At 59.3% G+C, this 15,150-nt stretch carries 16 protein-coding genes and 2 pseudogenes; 7 read left to right on the forward strand and 11 right to left on the reverse strand.

All coding sequences use genetic code 11. The annotated features are described in order from the left end of the window. From LQK83_RS21830 to LQK83_RS08340, 7 genes and pseudogenes are all read right to left on the reverse strand, one after another. A pseudogene (locus LQK83_RS21830) lies at positions 1-678 on the reverse strand (methyl-accepting chemotaxis protein); the annotation flags it as partial. Positions 679-765: 87 nt separating this feature from the next. Beyond that, a pseudogene (locus LQK83_RS21835) lies at positions 766-1,287 on the reverse strand (MCP four helix bundle domain-containing protein); the annotation flags it as partial. A gap of 9 nt (positions 1,288-1,296) precedes the next feature. After that, positions 1,297-1,809: a chemotaxis protein CheW gene (locus LQK83_RS08320; protein ID WP_230836939.1), complete on the reverse strand. Its 513-nt coding sequence runs from the start codon at positions 1,807-1,809 to the stop codon at positions 1,297-1,299. Then, complete coding sequence (locus LQK83_RS08325) at positions 1,806-3,827, reverse strand: chemotaxis protein CheA (protein WP_230836940.1); 2,022 nt, start codon at positions 3,825-3,827, stop codon at positions 1,806-1,808. Before LQK83_RS08325 ends, LQK83_RS08320 begins: the two co-directional genes overlap by 4 nt. Beyond that, entirely contained in the window at positions 3,824-4,192 is a 369-nt protein-coding gene (locus LQK83_RS08330; RefSeq protein WP_230836941.1) for a response regulator, read from the reverse strand. The genes LQK83_RS08325 and LQK83_RS08330 overlap by 4 nt, the downstream gene beginning before the upstream one ends. After that, positions 4,189-4,515, reverse strand: a complete 327-nt coding sequence (locus LQK83_RS08335; protein WP_230836942.1) for a hypothetical protein — start codon at positions 4,513-4,515, stop codon at positions 4,189-4,191. The genes LQK83_RS08330 and LQK83_RS08335 overlap by 4 nt, the downstream gene beginning before the upstream one ends. Next, a complete protein-coding gene (locus tag LQK83_RS08340) occupies positions 4,512-5,627 on the reverse strand; it encodes a response regulator (protein WP_230837307.1) in 1,116 nt (371 codons plus the stop codon). Before LQK83_RS08340 ends, LQK83_RS08335 begins: the two co-directional genes overlap by 4 nt. Before the next feature lie 408 nt (positions 5,628-6,035). Here LQK83_RS08340 and LQK83_RS08345 point away from each other — a divergent pair, with 408 nt between their 5' ends. Both LQK83_RS08345 and LQK83_RS08350 read left to right on the forward strand, forming a co-directional pair. Then, on the forward strand, positions 6,036-7,778 hold the full coding sequence (locus LQK83_RS08345; RefSeq protein ID WP_230836943.1) for a hypothetical protein: 1,743 nt from the start codon (positions 6,036-6,038) through the stop codon (positions 7,776-7,778). 216 nt (positions 7,779-7,994) lie between these two features. Next, positions 7,995-8,339 carry a hypothetical protein gene (locus LQK83_RS08350; protein WP_230836944.1) on the forward strand — a complete coding sequence of 115 codons (345 nt, stop codon included), beginning with the start codon at positions 7,995-7,997 and terminating at the stop codon, positions 8,337-8,339. On the opposite strand, the gene LQK83_RS08355 is transcribed toward LQK83_RS08350, so the two are convergent. From LQK83_RS08355 to LQK83_RS08365, 3 genes are all read right to left on the reverse strand, one after another. Then, entirely contained in the window at positions 8,327-8,998 is a 672-nt protein-coding gene (locus LQK83_RS08355; RefSeq protein WP_230836945.1) for a transglutaminase-like cysteine peptidase, read from the reverse strand. The two genes, LQK83_RS08350 and LQK83_RS08355, sit on opposite strands and share 13 nt — an antisense overlap. A 533-nt stretch (positions 8,999-9,531) precedes the next feature. Then, entirely contained in the window at positions 9,532-10,467 is a 936-nt protein-coding gene (locus LQK83_RS08360; RefSeq protein WP_230836946.1) for a dihydrodipicolinate synthase family protein, read from the reverse strand. Between the two features lie 169 nt (positions 10,468-10,636). Further along, positions 10,637-11,362 (reverse strand): GntR family transcriptional regulator, encoded by a 726-nt coding sequence (locus LQK83_RS08365; RefSeq protein ID WP_230836947.1) that lies wholly within the window; start codon positions 11,360-11,362, stop codon positions 10,637-10,639. Positions 11,363-11,640: 278 nt separating this feature from the next. Here LQK83_RS08365 and LQK83_RS08370 point away from each other — a divergent pair, with 278 nt between their 5' ends. From LQK83_RS08370 to LQK83_RS08380, 3 genes are all read left to right on the forward strand, one after another. Beyond that, positions 11,641-12,078, forward strand: a complete 438-nt coding sequence (locus LQK83_RS08370; RefSeq protein WP_230836948.1) for a curlin — start codon at positions 11,641-11,643, stop codon at positions 12,076-12,078. A gap of 141 nt (positions 12,079-12,219) precedes the next feature. Continuing rightward, on the forward strand, positions 12,220-12,615 hold the full coding sequence (csgH, locus tag LQK83_RS08375) for a curli-like amyloid fiber formation chaperone CsgH (RefSeq protein ID WP_230836949.1): 396 nt from the start codon (positions 12,220-12,222) through the stop codon (positions 12,613-12,615). Between the two features lie 178 nt (positions 12,616-12,793). Further along, positions 12,794-13,198, forward strand: a complete 405-nt coding sequence (locus tag LQK83_RS08380) for a curlin (protein WP_230836950.1) — start codon at positions 12,794-12,796, stop codon at positions 13,196-13,198. Positions 13,199-13,256: 58 nt separating this feature from the next. On the opposite strand, the gene LQK83_RS08385 is transcribed toward LQK83_RS08380, so the two are convergent. Beyond that, on the reverse strand, positions 13,257-14,108 hold the full coding sequence (locus LQK83_RS08385) for a MurR/RpiR family transcriptional regulator (RefSeq protein WP_230836951.1): 852 nt from the start codon (positions 14,106-14,108) through the stop codon (positions 13,257-13,259). Between the two features lie 319 nt (positions 14,109-14,427). On the opposite strand from LQK83_RS08385, the gene LQK83_RS21630 reads away from it, so the two are divergent. Both LQK83_RS21630 and ddpX read left to right on the forward strand, forming a co-directional pair. Next, positions 14,428-14,556, forward strand: coding sequence for a hypothetical protein (locus tag LQK83_RS21630; protein ID WP_269065373.1), 129 nt, complete (start codon positions 14,428-14,430; stop codon positions 14,554-14,556). 5 nt (positions 14,557-14,561) lie between these two features. After that, positions 14,562-15,149 (forward strand): D-alanyl-D-alanine dipeptidase, encoded by a 588-nt coding sequence (gene ddpX, locus LQK83_RS08390; protein ID WP_230836952.1) that lies wholly within the window; start codon positions 14,562-14,564, stop codon positions 15,147-15,149. Position 15,150 lies beyond the last annotated feature (1 nt).

Genomic DNA, 15,150 nt, shown 5'->3' on the forward strand with positions numbered 1-15,150 from the left:
ATCCGGAACCAGCTTCGACAGCATCTCGCCGGCTTCGGTTGCGACCTTCACCGTTTCGCCGGACAGGCCGGAGATTTCGGCAGCGGCCTGCTGGCTGCGCTCTGCGAGCTTGCGGACTTCGGACGCCACGACCGCGAAACCACGGCCATGTTCACCGGCGCGCGCTGCTTCCACAGCCGCATTGAGGGCAAGCAGGTCGGTCTGGCGGGCGATTTCCTGAACGATGGAGATCTTCTCGGCAATCGTGCGCATGGCGCTGACGGCCTTGTTGACGGCTTCGCCGGAGGCTTCTGCATCCTTCGAAGACTGGCGGGCGATCTTTTCGGTCTGGGCGGCGTTGTCAGCGTTCTGCTTGATGTTGGCGGCCATTTCTTCCATCGAGGCGGAAGCCTCTTCGGCAGACGAAGCCTGCTCGGTTGCGCCCTGCGACAGCTGTTCCGAACCGGAAGAGAGCTGCTGGCTGCCGGACGAGACGTTGTCGGATGCGGAGAGCGCATCGCCAACCACGCCGCGCAGGCGCTCGATCATGACGTTCACATGGCCAAGCATTTCGGCGATTTCGTCGCTGCCGGAGACTTCGGCGGTCTTTGTCAGATCGCCTTCAGCCACGTCGCGTACGGCCTGGTTGGCCTTGTTGAGGCCACGGCTGATCGTGAAGGAGATCCAGAGGGCTGCCAGGATGGAGAAGACGAGTACAGCGCCGGCGATGGTGAGCAGCGTCATGCGAGAGTTATCGTACAGAACGTCGGTGTCCGCCGAAGTCTTTTTCATCTCGTCGTCGCTGGCTTTGTTAATGTCCTCAGCTATATCCATCAGCTGCTGCGTCAGCTTTGCGAAGTCACCCATCGAAAGCGCTGCAGCGCGTTCGTTGTCGGCTTGCGTATTGCGGAGGGCGATCACATTGATCTCCTCCATCTGTGTCTTCCAGCCTGTATACGCGGAGGCAAAACGCGCTGCTTTTTCCTTGATCGCCGGATTTTTTACGCCTGCGAGCGTCTTGAGTTCCGCTTCGATCTCCGGAAACGACAATCGAGCCTTTGCCACGAAGTCGTTCGTCATCTGCTGATCATTGGTCAGAAGGGCGTTTTTGTTGAATCGGAGTGCCTGGAGGATGGCAATCTCAAGACGTCCTGCACTCCGGACGTTTGTAGCCGGCCCCGCCACCAGTTCGTTGAGCGCAGTGTTCAGGCTGCTCAGGTTCGTGACCGAAAGAAATGACATCACGCTCGTCAAAACGATGACGAGCAGGAAAACGATGCCGAGCTTCAGTTTAATGGTAAAACGCATTTCGGACCCTCAGGCGCTGGCACGGACCGCAGGCTCTCTCTGGGAGGAGAAAATCGCCTGCAGGTTCGGGAGTATGATGAATTCGCCTTCGCGCTTGACGAGGGCATGAATGTAGTCCGGCCGCCAGCGCATGCCGACGATCGGCGGAGGTTCGCTTGCAGATACGGAGAGGCTGGTGACTTCGAAGACCTTGTCAGTCCGCATGCCGACCAGCGTGGTCTGGCCTTCGAGATCGAGTTCGGTCACGATGATGCGGCTGTCGATGGTGACATTGCCGGCTTCCATTCCGAAGGCGACGCGAATGTCGGCCAGCGGAATGACCTTGCCACGGAAATTGATGACGCTGCCGACGAAGGGAAGGCTTCCCGGGACGCTGGTCTCGGGAAGAAGATCCAGGATTTCCTGGACGATGACTGCTTCTATGGCGAAGGTTTCACCATTCAGGCAAAATGTCAGAACCGAGATTTCGTCCGCGCCCTTCCAGATCGCGCGGTGATCCGCTTTGATTGTTGCTTCGCTCATCCTGCTGCCCGCAATTGCGCCTCCTGGTGCTGGCCGGCGGCAATGAGATGGACCACATCAAGGATGAGAGCCACATTGCCGTCGCCAAGGATCGTCGCGCCCGAAAAGGCGGAGACGTGATCGTGAAGTTTCGACATGTTCTTGATAACCGTCTGGTGGTCGCCGATGATCTGGTCGACCACGAGGCCGACACGCTCGGAGCCCGTCGAGACAACGACGACCTTCTGGAACGGATCGGGCTGGGTGCCGGTGCGGAAGAGTTCCCGCAGCCGGAGGAACGGCACGAGGTCGTCGCGCAGGGAGATGAAGCTGCGACCGCGTGACTTGAGATCTTCTTCCAGTGACAGTTCCAGGCATTCCTCGACGGCGGAGAGGGGAAGGACATACCGCCCGCTGCCGACGCGCACGAGAAGACCGTCGATGATCGCAAGCGTCAGCGGAATGCGCAGTGCGATTTCCGAGCCTTCGCCGGGCGTCGTCTTGATGTCGATGGCGCCGCGCAGGGTCTCGATCGTCTTCTTGACGACGTCCATGCCGACGCCGCGACCGGAGAGGTTCGTGACCTTTTCCGCGGTGGAGAAGCCCGGCTGGAAGATCAGTTGCAGCAGTTCCTGGTCGCTGAGCTGCGCGCCCGGCTGGATCAGGCCATTGGCCTCGGCCTTGGCGCGGACGCGGGCACGGTCGATGCCGCGACCGTCATCCTTGATGGTGATGACGACTTCGCTACCGGTCTGATGGGCGGAAAGATGGACGCAGCCGACCGGCGGCTTGCCGACAGCGATGCGGTCTTCCGGCGTTTCCAGGCCATGGTCGATGGAGTTGCGCACAAGGTGGACCAGAGGATCGGCGAGGCGGTCGATGACCGTCTTGTCGACTTCCGTCATTTCCCCTTCGGTGATCAGCTCGATGTCCTTGCCCGTTTCGCGGGCGAGGTCGTGAACCAATCGGCGGAAGCGGCTGAAGAGGCTGGCCACCGGCATCATGCGCAGAACCATCATCGTGTCGCGCAATTCGCCGGCCAGGCGTTCGATCTCTTCCGAGACCGAGCGAAGACCGAGATCGGCCACCGAGCTAGCCATCTGGCTGAGCCGCGACTGGGCGATGACGAGTTCGCCGACGCGGTCCATCATCTCGTCGAGACGAAGTGCGGGAACGCGAACGTTATCAGCCTGCTTCTGTGACTTGGCATCGGCAGGCTGCTGCGCCTTTGCAGGATCCGCTGCGCTGTTGGGGGCCTGCCTCGCAGCGTCCGCCGGATCGGCCTGAGCCGCGGCGGCCTTCTTGACGGCAACCGGTGCTGCCTCGATCTGCTTCAAATCCATCATCATTTCGTCCATGACGAAAATGAAGACGTCTTCGATATCGCTCTTCGGCTTGTCGGTCTTCAGCGTGACGCGCCAGGACAGGTGAAGTTCGCGCGGATCGATTTCTTCCAGCAGCGGAACAGCATCGGTGAGCGCTTCCACGCGCGCCTCGCCGAGCTCGCGAAGCTCATTGAGAAGACCAAGGGGATTCGTGCCGTTGATCATCGCGTTGAGCGGCAGATTGAACGTGAGTTCCCAAGTCGTCAGGCCTGCATCCTGTGCAGAGGGTTCTGCTGCAGACGGTGCGGCTGCGGCAATACCGGCGGCCGCTGCCTTGGCGGAGCCGCCCACGGCGCGGTGCAAATTGTCGAGCAGCTTGGCGCTCATCGCTTCATGATCGCCGTTCGGCGTCTGCAGCAGGGCGAGCATGTGACCCTGGGCGTCGAGAACCGCGCTCACGAGTTCGGTCGTGGCGGGTGCCTCGCCCTTGCGAACACGGTCAAAGGCGGTTTCGCAATGATGGGTAAAGGCTGCCAGCTGGTCAAAGCCGAACATCGAGCCCGAGCCCTTCAGCGTGTGAAGTCCACGGAAGACGGCATCGATCTGCGCCTTGTCTTCCAGGTCACGGGTCAGGTCGAGAAGGCCGGCCTCGATCAGCTCAAGCTGCTCGAGCGCTTCGGTCTTGAAGACTGCAATCGGATCTTGATTATTCATCGGCCGAGAACCTTCTTGGTAATTTTGACCAGCATGTCGGGTTCGAACGGCTTCGTCAGCCAGCCGGTCGCGCCAGCGTCCTTGGCCTGCTGCTTCAGCGCGCCATCGGATTCCGTCGTCAGGAAGATGACCGGCGTGCCCATATAGGCCGGCAGCTTGCGCAGGCTGCGGATCATCGTCAGGCCGTCCATGTTGGGCATGTTCAGGTCGGTCACGATCAGATCAAAGCTGCCGGACCGCATCTTCGCCAGCCCGTCGGCGCCATCGACGGCCTCGGTCACGTTGTACCCGGCGCTTGTCAGGGCAAGACGCGTGGTGAGCCGGATGCTCGCGGAATCGTCCACGGTCAAAATGTTCGCGCTCATATTGCTTTTCCTTCCAGCCAGAAGCTGTCCTGTTTCTTGTCGCCGGTCAAAAGACCCGCGCGCTCGATCACTGCCAGAAAGTTGCCGGCAGCAGGTTTCATAAGCTTCAACTTCGCGCCGTGCGCCGCGACGGTCTTGTGCGCGGAGATGATCAGCTGTGCCAGCGTCAGGTCACAGTCCTGCGCGTCGTCGATCTCGAGGGCGAGCGTCTTGCCGCGCTGCGCCTTCTCGCCGATGAACGCCTGGAGGATGTCCCGCGCGCTGCTGATGGTCTTGATGGTAAGGGGTCCGTTCAGGGACAGGGTTGCGATGTCGGTCTTCATGCTATTTTTCCAACATTGAACGTGCCTGCGGTATCGCCGGGCGTTTCCTGAGATGAAGAGAATGTCTGCCGGATTTCCGGCCAACGACGGCAAAACGCGGCAACGCAAACGGGATCGAAATGCTTGCCGCTGGCGTTGAGAATTTCCGCAAAGGCGGCTTCGAGCGGCCAGGCGCTCTTGTAGGGACGGTCGGAGCAAAGCGCATCGAGCACGTCGGCGATCGCAACGATGCGCGCCTCAATCGGGATGTCGTCCTCTTTGAGTCCCTTGGGATAGCCGGTGCCATCCCATTTCTCGTGATGGTTGGCAGCAATCGTTTCGGCGATCTGGATCAGCTTGCTCGTGCTGCCATTGAGAATCTGAGCGCCGAGCTCGGTATGCCTCTGCATGGCCCGGTATTCGTCCGGCGAGAGCTTTCCGGGCTTCAGCAGAATGCTGTCGGGGACGCCGAGCTTGCCGACATCGTGCAGCGGGCTGGCCAGAAAGATCATCCGGCAGGTTTCCGGTTCGAGGCCGACTTCCTCGGCGATCATCCCGGCGATGTAGGAAACCCGGTCGATATGGCTCCCCGTGTCGCCGTCACGAATCCCGATGGCCTTGGACAGGCGCCAGATGATCTCTTCTTCGCGACGGTTGATGCGGGCCATCGCATCTTCGTACTTCCTGTGCAGCTCGGCAGCCTGCTCTGCCAGCGCGAGCTGGGCTGCGCGGATGTTGAGCAGATTTTGAACACGGATGCGCAATTCCGTTTCGTCGAAAGGCTTATGCAGAAATTCCGTGGCGCCGGCCTCGATCGCTGCGAGCTTGATCTGCTTGTCGATCGTTGAGGTGATCATGATGACCGGCACCGATGCGGTCGGCTGATTTGCGCGAATGGCCTTGATCACGTCGATGCCGTTCATGCCGGGCATTTCGTAGTCGACGAGCACAAGATCAGGGGCCATGTTTTGGAGCTTCTCAAGAGCTCTGCTGGGCTCCTGGAAAGAATGGATCTCGCAGTCTGCAATAGAGTTTATCGCGCGCTCGAACGCGAAGATCATCGATATACTGTCGTCGATCAAGAATATATTCATTTTGCGCAAGTGCTTTCCGATTTGTTTATTCTTGATCATTTTCAATTTCCGTCTGCCCCCGCATCCTGGAAATCTAGTTCGCTTCAAGTTTGCCCAATCTGATGGTTAACAGGAGACCATGAAATGCCTAACAGCTCCTTAATGTATACCTACTAGAAACTATCCCCTTTAAATCGCTATTCGGGGGCGATCGCCGCCAGCTGAGCACGCGTTACAAGCCTTTAGGCGGAGTAAAACTCGGCATAATAGAAGAGCTCAAGGTTTATATTATATTTATTTAAATTAAGCCCCGGTGCATACTTGGCTCGTGCTGGGGCTGGTACTCGCTAGAATTGGGGATGTTTGAGACACCAGTGCCTCTGAGGCGGCTCGTGGGCGAGCGATGTTAACCCGATGTTGTGGGGTTCACTGTAGTGTCCCACGAAACAAGAGCTAAATGAGGCCAGAATGACCTGGGGTACCGCTTTCGTTATGCAGGATGAAGAGCGCTTTTCTGCGGACGCTCTTCTGGAGCGGCTTGAGAGTGCGCGAGGTCAACTGGAAGAGCGTTTCCTCGATGGCGGCTCGGTCCTTGTGACCGTTCTCGATACACTTTCGAAGCTCGTGGAGCTTCTCGATCAGGTTGGCGCCTCTTTGAAGGAAGAAGAGGCCAGGGACGCCAAACGCAAGCTGCTGACGACTGCCGAACTTTTGAAGGCCGTGCCTGAAAACCATGCGCTGCGTCAGCAAAGTCTGGTCGCCGTCAAGCAGATCAGTGGTCAGTTCACTCGCAATATCGATTCCATGAACGAGGCGCTGCGCTACTTGCGGACATTCGCGATGACGGCCAAGATCGCCGGCGCGAATGTTGCGGACTTCTCGGATTTCGTATCCGAAATCATGGAACGCATCCACTTCGCCACGCAGGAGGTCAAGTCTCTCTCGGAGCGTGTAGACGCGCTGGCGTCGCAGATTGATGGCGCGGACCTGAGGAGCGGAGGGCCGCTCGAGAACTATCTTGACGATCTTCCGCAGATCGTGGCGCGCCTGTTGAAGAACGGTGAGGAAATCGACGCGCAGAAGCAGTCGCTGTCGGCCATGGCGCTGAAGGTTTCCGAGCTGGCCCGCAAGGCGCAAGCCAAGGTCGGGCAGGTCCTGTCCGCGATGCAGATCGGCGACATTACCCGGCAGCGCATCGAGCACTGCCAGTCGGCTTTCGATATCGCCAGGCAGTATCTCGAGGGTGAGGGTGCAGCGGCGATTTCGGCTGACGAGCGCGATCTGATTACCGCGACGATCACGCGACTTGTAGCGGAGCTGCTGGCCGAGACAACCAGCGATTTCCACCGGGATTCAGGCCGCGTGGTGGATACCATTCACAGCCTTGGCGGCGATGTCGCTGCGCTGATGAAGGTCTACGAGACCATGATCCTGTCCCAGCAGCAGCCGGAACGCGGCAATCCGATCTCTGTGCTGCATGACGACCTTGTGAAGGCGCGTGGCATGGTTGCCAACATCGCGCATGCCGCTGGTGTCGCTGCCGCACTGAGCCAGAACACGGCCGTTCTCGTCGATGAACTGACGACCAGTGTCGAGACTATCCAGCTCGTGCGCCGCGACATCCAATATATGGCGCTCAATACGACGCTGCGCTGTGGCCGGCTCGGCGAGGAGGGGCGGCCGATCAATGTGGTGACCGGTGAGTTGCGCGTCTTTGCCTCGGTGCTGGACGATGACGCCGGGCAGATTCTCGTGACCCTGAAGAAACTGCAGGAGCATGCAGCGTGCCTGGGCAAGGCTGATGCAGCGCAAACCGACGGCGAGACCGAGAACCTTGAGGGGCTTCTGGATGCCGCCGTGCCCATGCTTGCGGATGCTGCCCGGACGATGGAAGACAACATGCAGGCTTTGCGTATGACCGCCCAGGACATGGCTGCAAACGTGACGAGAGCGATCAGCCGCCTCGACTTCAAGGCCGGTATCGGCGAGATCATGGCCGCCTGCACCGAAGAGGCCAGCGCCGCCAGCGGGCAATGGTCGCAGAATTACGCCTCCACGCCCGCCCTTGTTGCCATTGGCGAACGAATAGCCAAGACCTACACGATGGTGGCGGAGCGAAGTATTCACGCGGACATTTTCGGTGTTACCGAGGATCAGGACGAGGCTCCCGTCGCATCGGACGACGATCTGCTCGAGGATGCCCTTTTCTAAGGACGCCTGCAGGGATTGGGAATTCCTGCCGTGTGACGCCGGTAGCGATCCGATACGTTTATCGGACGTTTGGTCGCGCCGGGCGTCGAGGTGCTTCTTGCCGCTTTCCCGCTTCGGGACCAAATCTCCCTTTCGCGGTTGGTGAGATCGCGGCATAATCGCTAATGCCGACTTGGCGGCGCGCCGCCACGGTCACTGAAAGGCCACGTGCGTCCCATGGCCGGAGAAGACAGGATGAAGCTTTTTACGATTGCGCCCGCCTTTCTGATCTTGGCGGCGGCGCCTGGCGAGCCGCTGCCGGAGCAGAGAGATGTGCCGGCGCGGGTGGATACCGCGCTTTCCCATCGGCTGGGAGCGGAGTTCGCGGCGGTCAAAGCCGAGAAAATCGAGCAAAGCGGCGATCTCCCGGGCTTCGTCGCTTGCGGGCAGGTGTCGGAAAACGACCAGGGCACCGCGTTGAAAACGGAACGCTTCTTCGTCGTCGTGCCCGGCAATTTCGCCATTCTGGACCGTGACGGTGGCGGGCTCGTCGATCTTTACTGGAAACGTTACGGCTGCTGAGTGGCAGCTGAGGACAGTGCGGCCACCTTGTCGAGGTTCTTCACGTCGTTGGTGAAAGCGATCCAGGTGTCCGGATCGTCGCCGGACTGCCTCTTCAGATAGGTGTAGCCGGTCTGATACCAGAGCAGGATCTTGTCCTCGAGGTTGTCCAGGATCAGGTCGCCGCGGTCCGTGCGCGCCATCAGAACCAGATGACCCTCGTTGTGGTGATCGAGCACCACGGTCAGAAACAGCGCCGAACTCGGCCATCCGGCTTCGACGAGAAGCCGCTTCTTCAGGATCGCGTAATCGTTGCAATTGCCCATGCCGTCATCGGGATAGGTCCACCAGTTGGCGATGCCCTTGGCGCTGATGTGGTAATGGTCCTCATCCGAGATGCCGGCGATGTTCTGGTTCACAAGCTGGTCGATCTCGAGCAGCGTTTTCCACGTCTCGTTTGTCAGTGTCATCTGCTGAATGCCGGGCGTCGGCGCGTGGCATTCCGTCTGATGTTCCTTGCAGAAGATATGCCAGCCGATCGGCACCGAAGTCGAGCCGGTCGTCGCGGCAAAGGCCGCGGGCTGGAAAGCCGCCCTAGGATGCTGCGCGGCCTCGGCGGCATTCGTGAGGAAGCTCAGTGACAAGGCTGCGGATGCGATGACTGCGATGGTGCGGAACATTGGTTTGCCCTCTTCTTTGAGAGCAATAAATCCCGCTGGCCCAAACTTTTCGCATCCGGAATCGATCGAATTTTATCGATCCGGCTTTCGACGTTTTCTATGGTTACGAAAGACTATCTTCGCATCCCGACGAAAGCGTCGGTGGGGGTATCCGGTTTGTCCGTTTGCGAAATCGATAAGAATTGAATCAATATTTAAAAGTTAGCGTTAATGAGATGAAAATACCCTTATGTGTCGTGGTTTGTTTCGATGTGCACCAATATTTCTCCAAGGCGTTCGGAGCTTTAGCTTCGGCGCCTGGCGTATTTTTTCATAAAGGAATGCCGGCCTGGATTTCGTCTGGCGCACAGAAGGAAAGCGTCTCGCCGGAAGCAGGCCTTTTGGAGTTTCCAGGCTTTCCCCTTGGGCGGAAGGTTTTTTGTCTCATGCGCGCGGGAGAGTGCCGTCCGTGCATTGAAAATTTGGGAGCTGGTTTAGGCGAGGGGCCCGATTGAGCGCCTCGCCGATCATGATCACGCCTTGTCGGCTGATGCTCAAGCGCCGTAGCGGTTGCGATACCAGGTCTTGAACAGATTGTACTGGTTCTCGATCTGCCGCTGCTGCGAGGCGCTCAGCTCGTCGGTCTCGTTGAAGTGGAGCTCGTATTCGCGCTCGCCGTTCAGCACCATGAGATATTTGTAGTGCAGAACGAGGTCTGCGCCTTCGTCGTAGGTGGAGAGCACCATCAGCGCCTCTTCCAGTTCTCGGGCTTCCGCACGTGCGGTGGCATCCCCGGCCGCTGCCTTTTCGCAGAGCTCGATCAGATGCAGCACTTCCTTCGGCAATGCGTTGCCGACGCCGGTGATGGCGCCGCCTGCGCCGCAGTTGACGAAGCCGTGATAGACGCCGGTGTCGACGCCGACCATCAGCGTCAGGCTGTCATCGCCCGAGGTGATGTGCTCGGCTGCATAGGTCATGTCGGCCTTGCCGCCGAATTCCTTGAAGCCGACGAGGTTGGAATACTGGGCGCGCAGTTCGAAGAAGAGATCGGCGCGGGTGGCGAAGCCGTAATAGGGGCTGTTGTAGATGACCGAGGGCAGTCCGTTCGCAGCCTCGAGAACGGCCGAGAAGTGATGCTTCTGCGCGCTGACCGAGGTGCCGCGCGACAGGACGCGGGGGATGACCATCAGGCCGACTGCGCCAACCGCCGCGGCATGCGCCGCATGGGCCGCGGCCGTTTTGGTGTTGACTGCGCCCGTGCCGACGACCACCGGGATGCCGGCTTCGGCCAGTCGCTTCACGCCTTCCTGGCGCTCGGCATCCGTCAGCAGCGGCCAGTCGCCCATGGACCCGCAATAGACAACAGCAGACATGCCGAGGTCGATCAATTCGCGGCCCTTGCGTACCAGTGCGTCGAAGTTGGGCGTACGGTCGGGATTGCAGGGCGTCATCAGCGCGGGAATGCAGCCCTTGAATACGGATGCGGTCATGTCGGCTCCATGTGATTGAGCGGGCCGATCGCTCTTCGGCCGCGCGTTCCTTGCGTGTGCTTATGTCTCTAGCAGGTCGGCAAGGAATTGTCGACAAATAAAATACAATAAGAGAAGGTCGAGTTTTTCATATCGGCGAGTGCCGCGCATTCATGCGCATGGGCGCGGTTCAGATTTTGAGATCCGCCGTCTGGCGACCGTCGCTTGCGATATAGGACCGGATCTGACGCACGATCTGATCGGCATGCGCGGACGCCAGCCGGTCGGCCGTTTCGGCATCGCGATTGATCACGGCCTGGATGATATCCTCATGCTCTCCGACATATTGCCGGGGCAGAACGTCGTTGAAGGAGGAATAATAGAGCCGCAGAATGCGGCGGCCTTCGTCGAGCAGACGGGTGAAGAGGTCGACATAGTATCGGTTCTTGCCGGCAGTTGCGATGGCGAGATGAAAGTCGCGATTGGTGGAGATCATCGCGAGAACGTCACGTTCGGCGACCGCCAGCGCGAAATCTTTCTGCAGCTCCCTGATTTTCCCAATATCATCGGGCGTGCGGTTCAGCGCGCCGAGCCGCGTGGTGACGCGATACATCAGTGTCAGCGCGTCGAAGAACTCAGAGAGCCCGAGAAAGTCGATATTGGAGACGATGGTTGCGCGGTTCGTCAGGGTCGTGATCAGCCCGTCGGCTGACAGGCGCACTAGCGCCTCCCGAATGGGTGTGCGTGACAGCGAGAAGCGGTCCGACAGTTGCTGTTCGTCGATCGGGCTACCCGGCGCGAGTTTCAATTCGATGATTTCGTTGCGAAGCGTTTCATAGACGGTCGATACGCCGTAGCCCCGCCGGTGTGTCACCTTGTCTGTCTCTTCCACGTCTTGGCCTCTGTTTTCCGGCATCTTCAAGGAGATGAGTAACGAAAACCGCTGCCAACCGCAAACAGTATATTGCTTGTCGACATGGGGCGACGATTGCGGCGTCTTATGATGCGGGCGCGCGCTGACGAGGGCTTTGGATAACGGCCTCGTTCGGCATCGTAATGCGGACTTCATCCAAGGTTTGGCTGGGCGGTCTGCGATGAACCGTGGCTGAATGAGGCCTTCAGCTTCCGTTCGAACGGGAGGATCTAAAAGGGAGACGTTCAACCGCGGTCTTTACCGCCTCAGGAGATAACGTCATGTTCCGCACCTCTCTCATTGCAACCGCACTCGTTGCCCTCGTTGGCATGAATGTCGCAGCGCCGGCGATGGCCAACGATGTGCGCATCGAACAGTATGGCTGGGGCAACTCGGCCGGTGGCGCGCAGCAGGGCTATTGGAACCGGATCAGAACCTACCAGAACGGTGACTACAACCGGCTCGTCGGCCGCCAGTATGGTCGCCACAATCTGTCGGCCATCGGGCAGGAAGGCCATGACAACTATGGCGCTACCTATCAGAACGGCAATCGCAACACAGCCGGCATCGGCCAGTTCGGCTCCAATCACACGACCATCCTGACTCAGGACGGCAACGGCAACATTGCGGCCGGCGTACAGGTCGGACACGGCTGCGAAGCCAATGTCAGCCAGGGCGGCAACGGCAATGTCGCTGCCTTCGTCCAGGCCTGCCCCTGAGCCAGCAAAGCTCGCGATGCCCCCGGGTGTTTCAGATCGTCTTTGACGTCCTGAAACACCTCCGCCTTCGGTTTCCGGTCCTGCCCGCATGGAAAGCCGCTTCAGGCTCTCCCGCGAAGACCTCAAGAAAGAGAGAGATCCATGTCCCACTTCCTTCTGTCCAGACCTGCGCTGGCCGCCTTTGCCCTTATCCTTCTGCCGGTTGGCGCGGTTGCGACCGTGACGTCGGCAAAGCCCTCGGACAGCACGCAGCTTTGCGAGATCAGCGCAACCACGTCCTCCGGCATGGTCAAGCTCGATGCACTCCTTCATGCTGACAAGGCGGTCGCCGGTTCCTACACATTCCAGGTCCGGAAGACCGGCGGCGGCGGAAGCTCCACGATCAATCAGGGCGGCGATTTCAATGCCGCGCCGGGTCAGACGGCCACGCTGAGTTCGGTTTCGCTCGGCTCACAGGGCGCCGTCTACAAGGCGAAACTTGATGTCACGATCGGCGGCAAGAGCTTCAGCTGCATGAAGCAGATCCCGGGCGACTGATCGCTCTTCCTTTCGTGCATCTCTCTGGAGAGCGTCCCCTCGGGGGCGCTCTTTTGCGTTTTGCCGTCGCTCGGCGCGCACCAGCTGAACGATGTCTGAACGCGCAATTCCAACTGCGTTCAGCAGCAGCATGCGAAGGTACATCATCGCTGAACACAGCAGCCATATGGAGAGCAAAATGAGCCTTAACACCCTGAAACTTATGACTGCCGCTCTTCTTGCCGGGAGCGTCGCCTTTTCCGCTCCGGCCTATGCAGGCGGTCGGATCTCGTTCAACATCGAGCCCGGCAATTCCCGCGACGCAGCGCTCTTCTCGACCGGCCTGCGGGTCTATTCGCTCTTCCGTGGCATCAAGGATGGCGACATCCGGCAGCAGGGCAATGGCAATGCGGCCGGTCTTGCCCAGGCAGGCCGTGGCAATCTCGGCTTCATCCAGCAGCAGGGCAACGGCCATTCCGCCACCTTGCGGCAGAACGGCAACAATAACGCCTATGGCATTTTCCAGTATGGCCGCGGCACTCAGGACGATGTTGTCCAGGACGGAGATAACGGCAGCGGCGCGACCTTCAGCTACGGATGGTAAAGGTCAATTCGAGGTCAGGGGCAGGGGCGATCGGCGGGAAATCGCACCTTCGCTCCTCCTACTCGATGAAGTTGCTGAACAGGTCCTGTGAGACCGACACCCGGTCGATATGCGCTTTGGCGCGGTCGCCAAGGGCGGCGATGACGTCCTGAATGAGAATGTTCAGACCGAAATTGATACCCACAGGCATGCCGAGAAAGTAATAAGACTCGCTGGGGAAGATGATGACCTTGTCGGTGATCTCGCCAGCCCATTCGCAGAACTCGTCGCAGAAGACGATGACCTCCGCCCCGCGTTCTTGTGCAGCCTTCGCCAGCCGCGGACCGTTTGCGCCATAGCGGAACGTGTCGATGATGATAAGGGCTTTCGAGGCCGCATCGCTTGAAAAGAATTCGCCATAGACGCCGTCCGATCCGTCCAGCGCCACGACATTATTGCGTACATAGCGAAGTCGCATGGCAAGCCCCGCCGCCAGATAATGCATGGTCTGGAAACCGACGGCGAAGACGCCGTCCGCATTGGCGAGCGTCTGGACAACCTCTTTCCAGCGTGTGGTTTCGCGATGCTTGAGCGCATGGTTGATCCCCGCCAGCGCCACCTGCTGATCGCTGCGGAAGTCGCGCGTTGTGCGTGTCGTACTGAAATCGTCGAACCGGTTGCCGATCCGGCTGGCGCCGGGGCCGTAAAGATCGACCTTGATCTGTGTTTTGGCTTCGGATGAACTCTCATAGCCGAGCTTCTTGAAGAAGCGGCTCACCGTCATGGGGCTGACATTCAGCTTCTTGGCGATCTCGGCGCTCGATTCGATGGCCACGGCTTCCGGGCGCGTCAGGATATAGTTGGCGAGGCGCTGCTCGAGTTTGGTGAGCGACTTTCCAGCCGACGCGATTGCCTGAGCGAGCTCTGTCATAACGTCGTGCATCCTTAAAAATTGCTGGCGCCAAGGCAGGTGACAGGACCGGCCCCCACCGAGTCCAAGCCGATAGTAGCAATGTTATGATCCTGCTCACAAGACGATCTTGTTTTGGATGTAACATTTTGGCAGCCCGAGAGGTGCAAGACAGATCAATATGTTATTGCCTCTTGCGGCGCATCGGCGTGGGATGTCTGGGAGAAATATGGTATGAATCAATCTAATTTTATTGACTGATATAAAGATATCAATTTACAGATTGCCATGTAAACGATCCTCAGGTCGTACCAACAGCCGAAAAGGCAGGGGAACAGATATGAAGAATTTCAACATGACGCATCGCGCCATGCTTCTGAGCACGGGTTCCTTTCTTCTCGCAAACCAGATGATCGGCGCGGCGCCTGCCCATGCCGAACACAGCATACGCTGCCATGTCTTCCGGTGAAGACCATGGCGAAGCCTGAAGTGAACATGATGCAACAAGCCGCAATCCCATCCGCGCTCCGTGACGCTGCATCCGGCGTGCTTGTCGAAGTCAGTCATCCGAATATCGATGTCGATCTTCTCTATGCCACGGAGAACAATTTCACCGGCCGGGTTCTCTACACGGACACCCGTGTCTGGCTGCACAGGGATGCGGCGGCGGCGCTTTATCGTGTAGCGGATCACGCGGCGTCCGCTGAGCTTCGTCTGCGGCTCCTCGACGCCTTCCGTCCCGCCGCCGTGCAGGACATGCTTTGGGCCGTTCGGCCCGATCCGGAATTCGTGGCCGACCCGAAGATCGGCTCGGACCACACGCGAGGCATCGCCGTCGATCTGACCTTGGTCGATCGCGAGGGCCGGGTTCTGGATATGGGCACCGACTTCGATGCGGCACTGCCGGAATCCCATCACGGAGCTGTACGGATCGCGCAAGAAGCTCAGCGCAATCGTCTCTTGCTGGCGGGGCTGATGAGCGTTGCCGGCTTCGTCATAAACCCGTTCGAATGGTGGCATTATGCGCTACCGAATTCCGGAAGTTACCCGCTTCTTGACTGAT

The organism is Rhizobium sp. C1 (assembly GCF_021026335.1).
In the GTDB taxonomy this organism is placed as follows: domain Bacteria; phylum Pseudomonadota; class Alphaproteobacteria; order Rhizobiales; family Rhizobiaceae; genus Ensifer_A.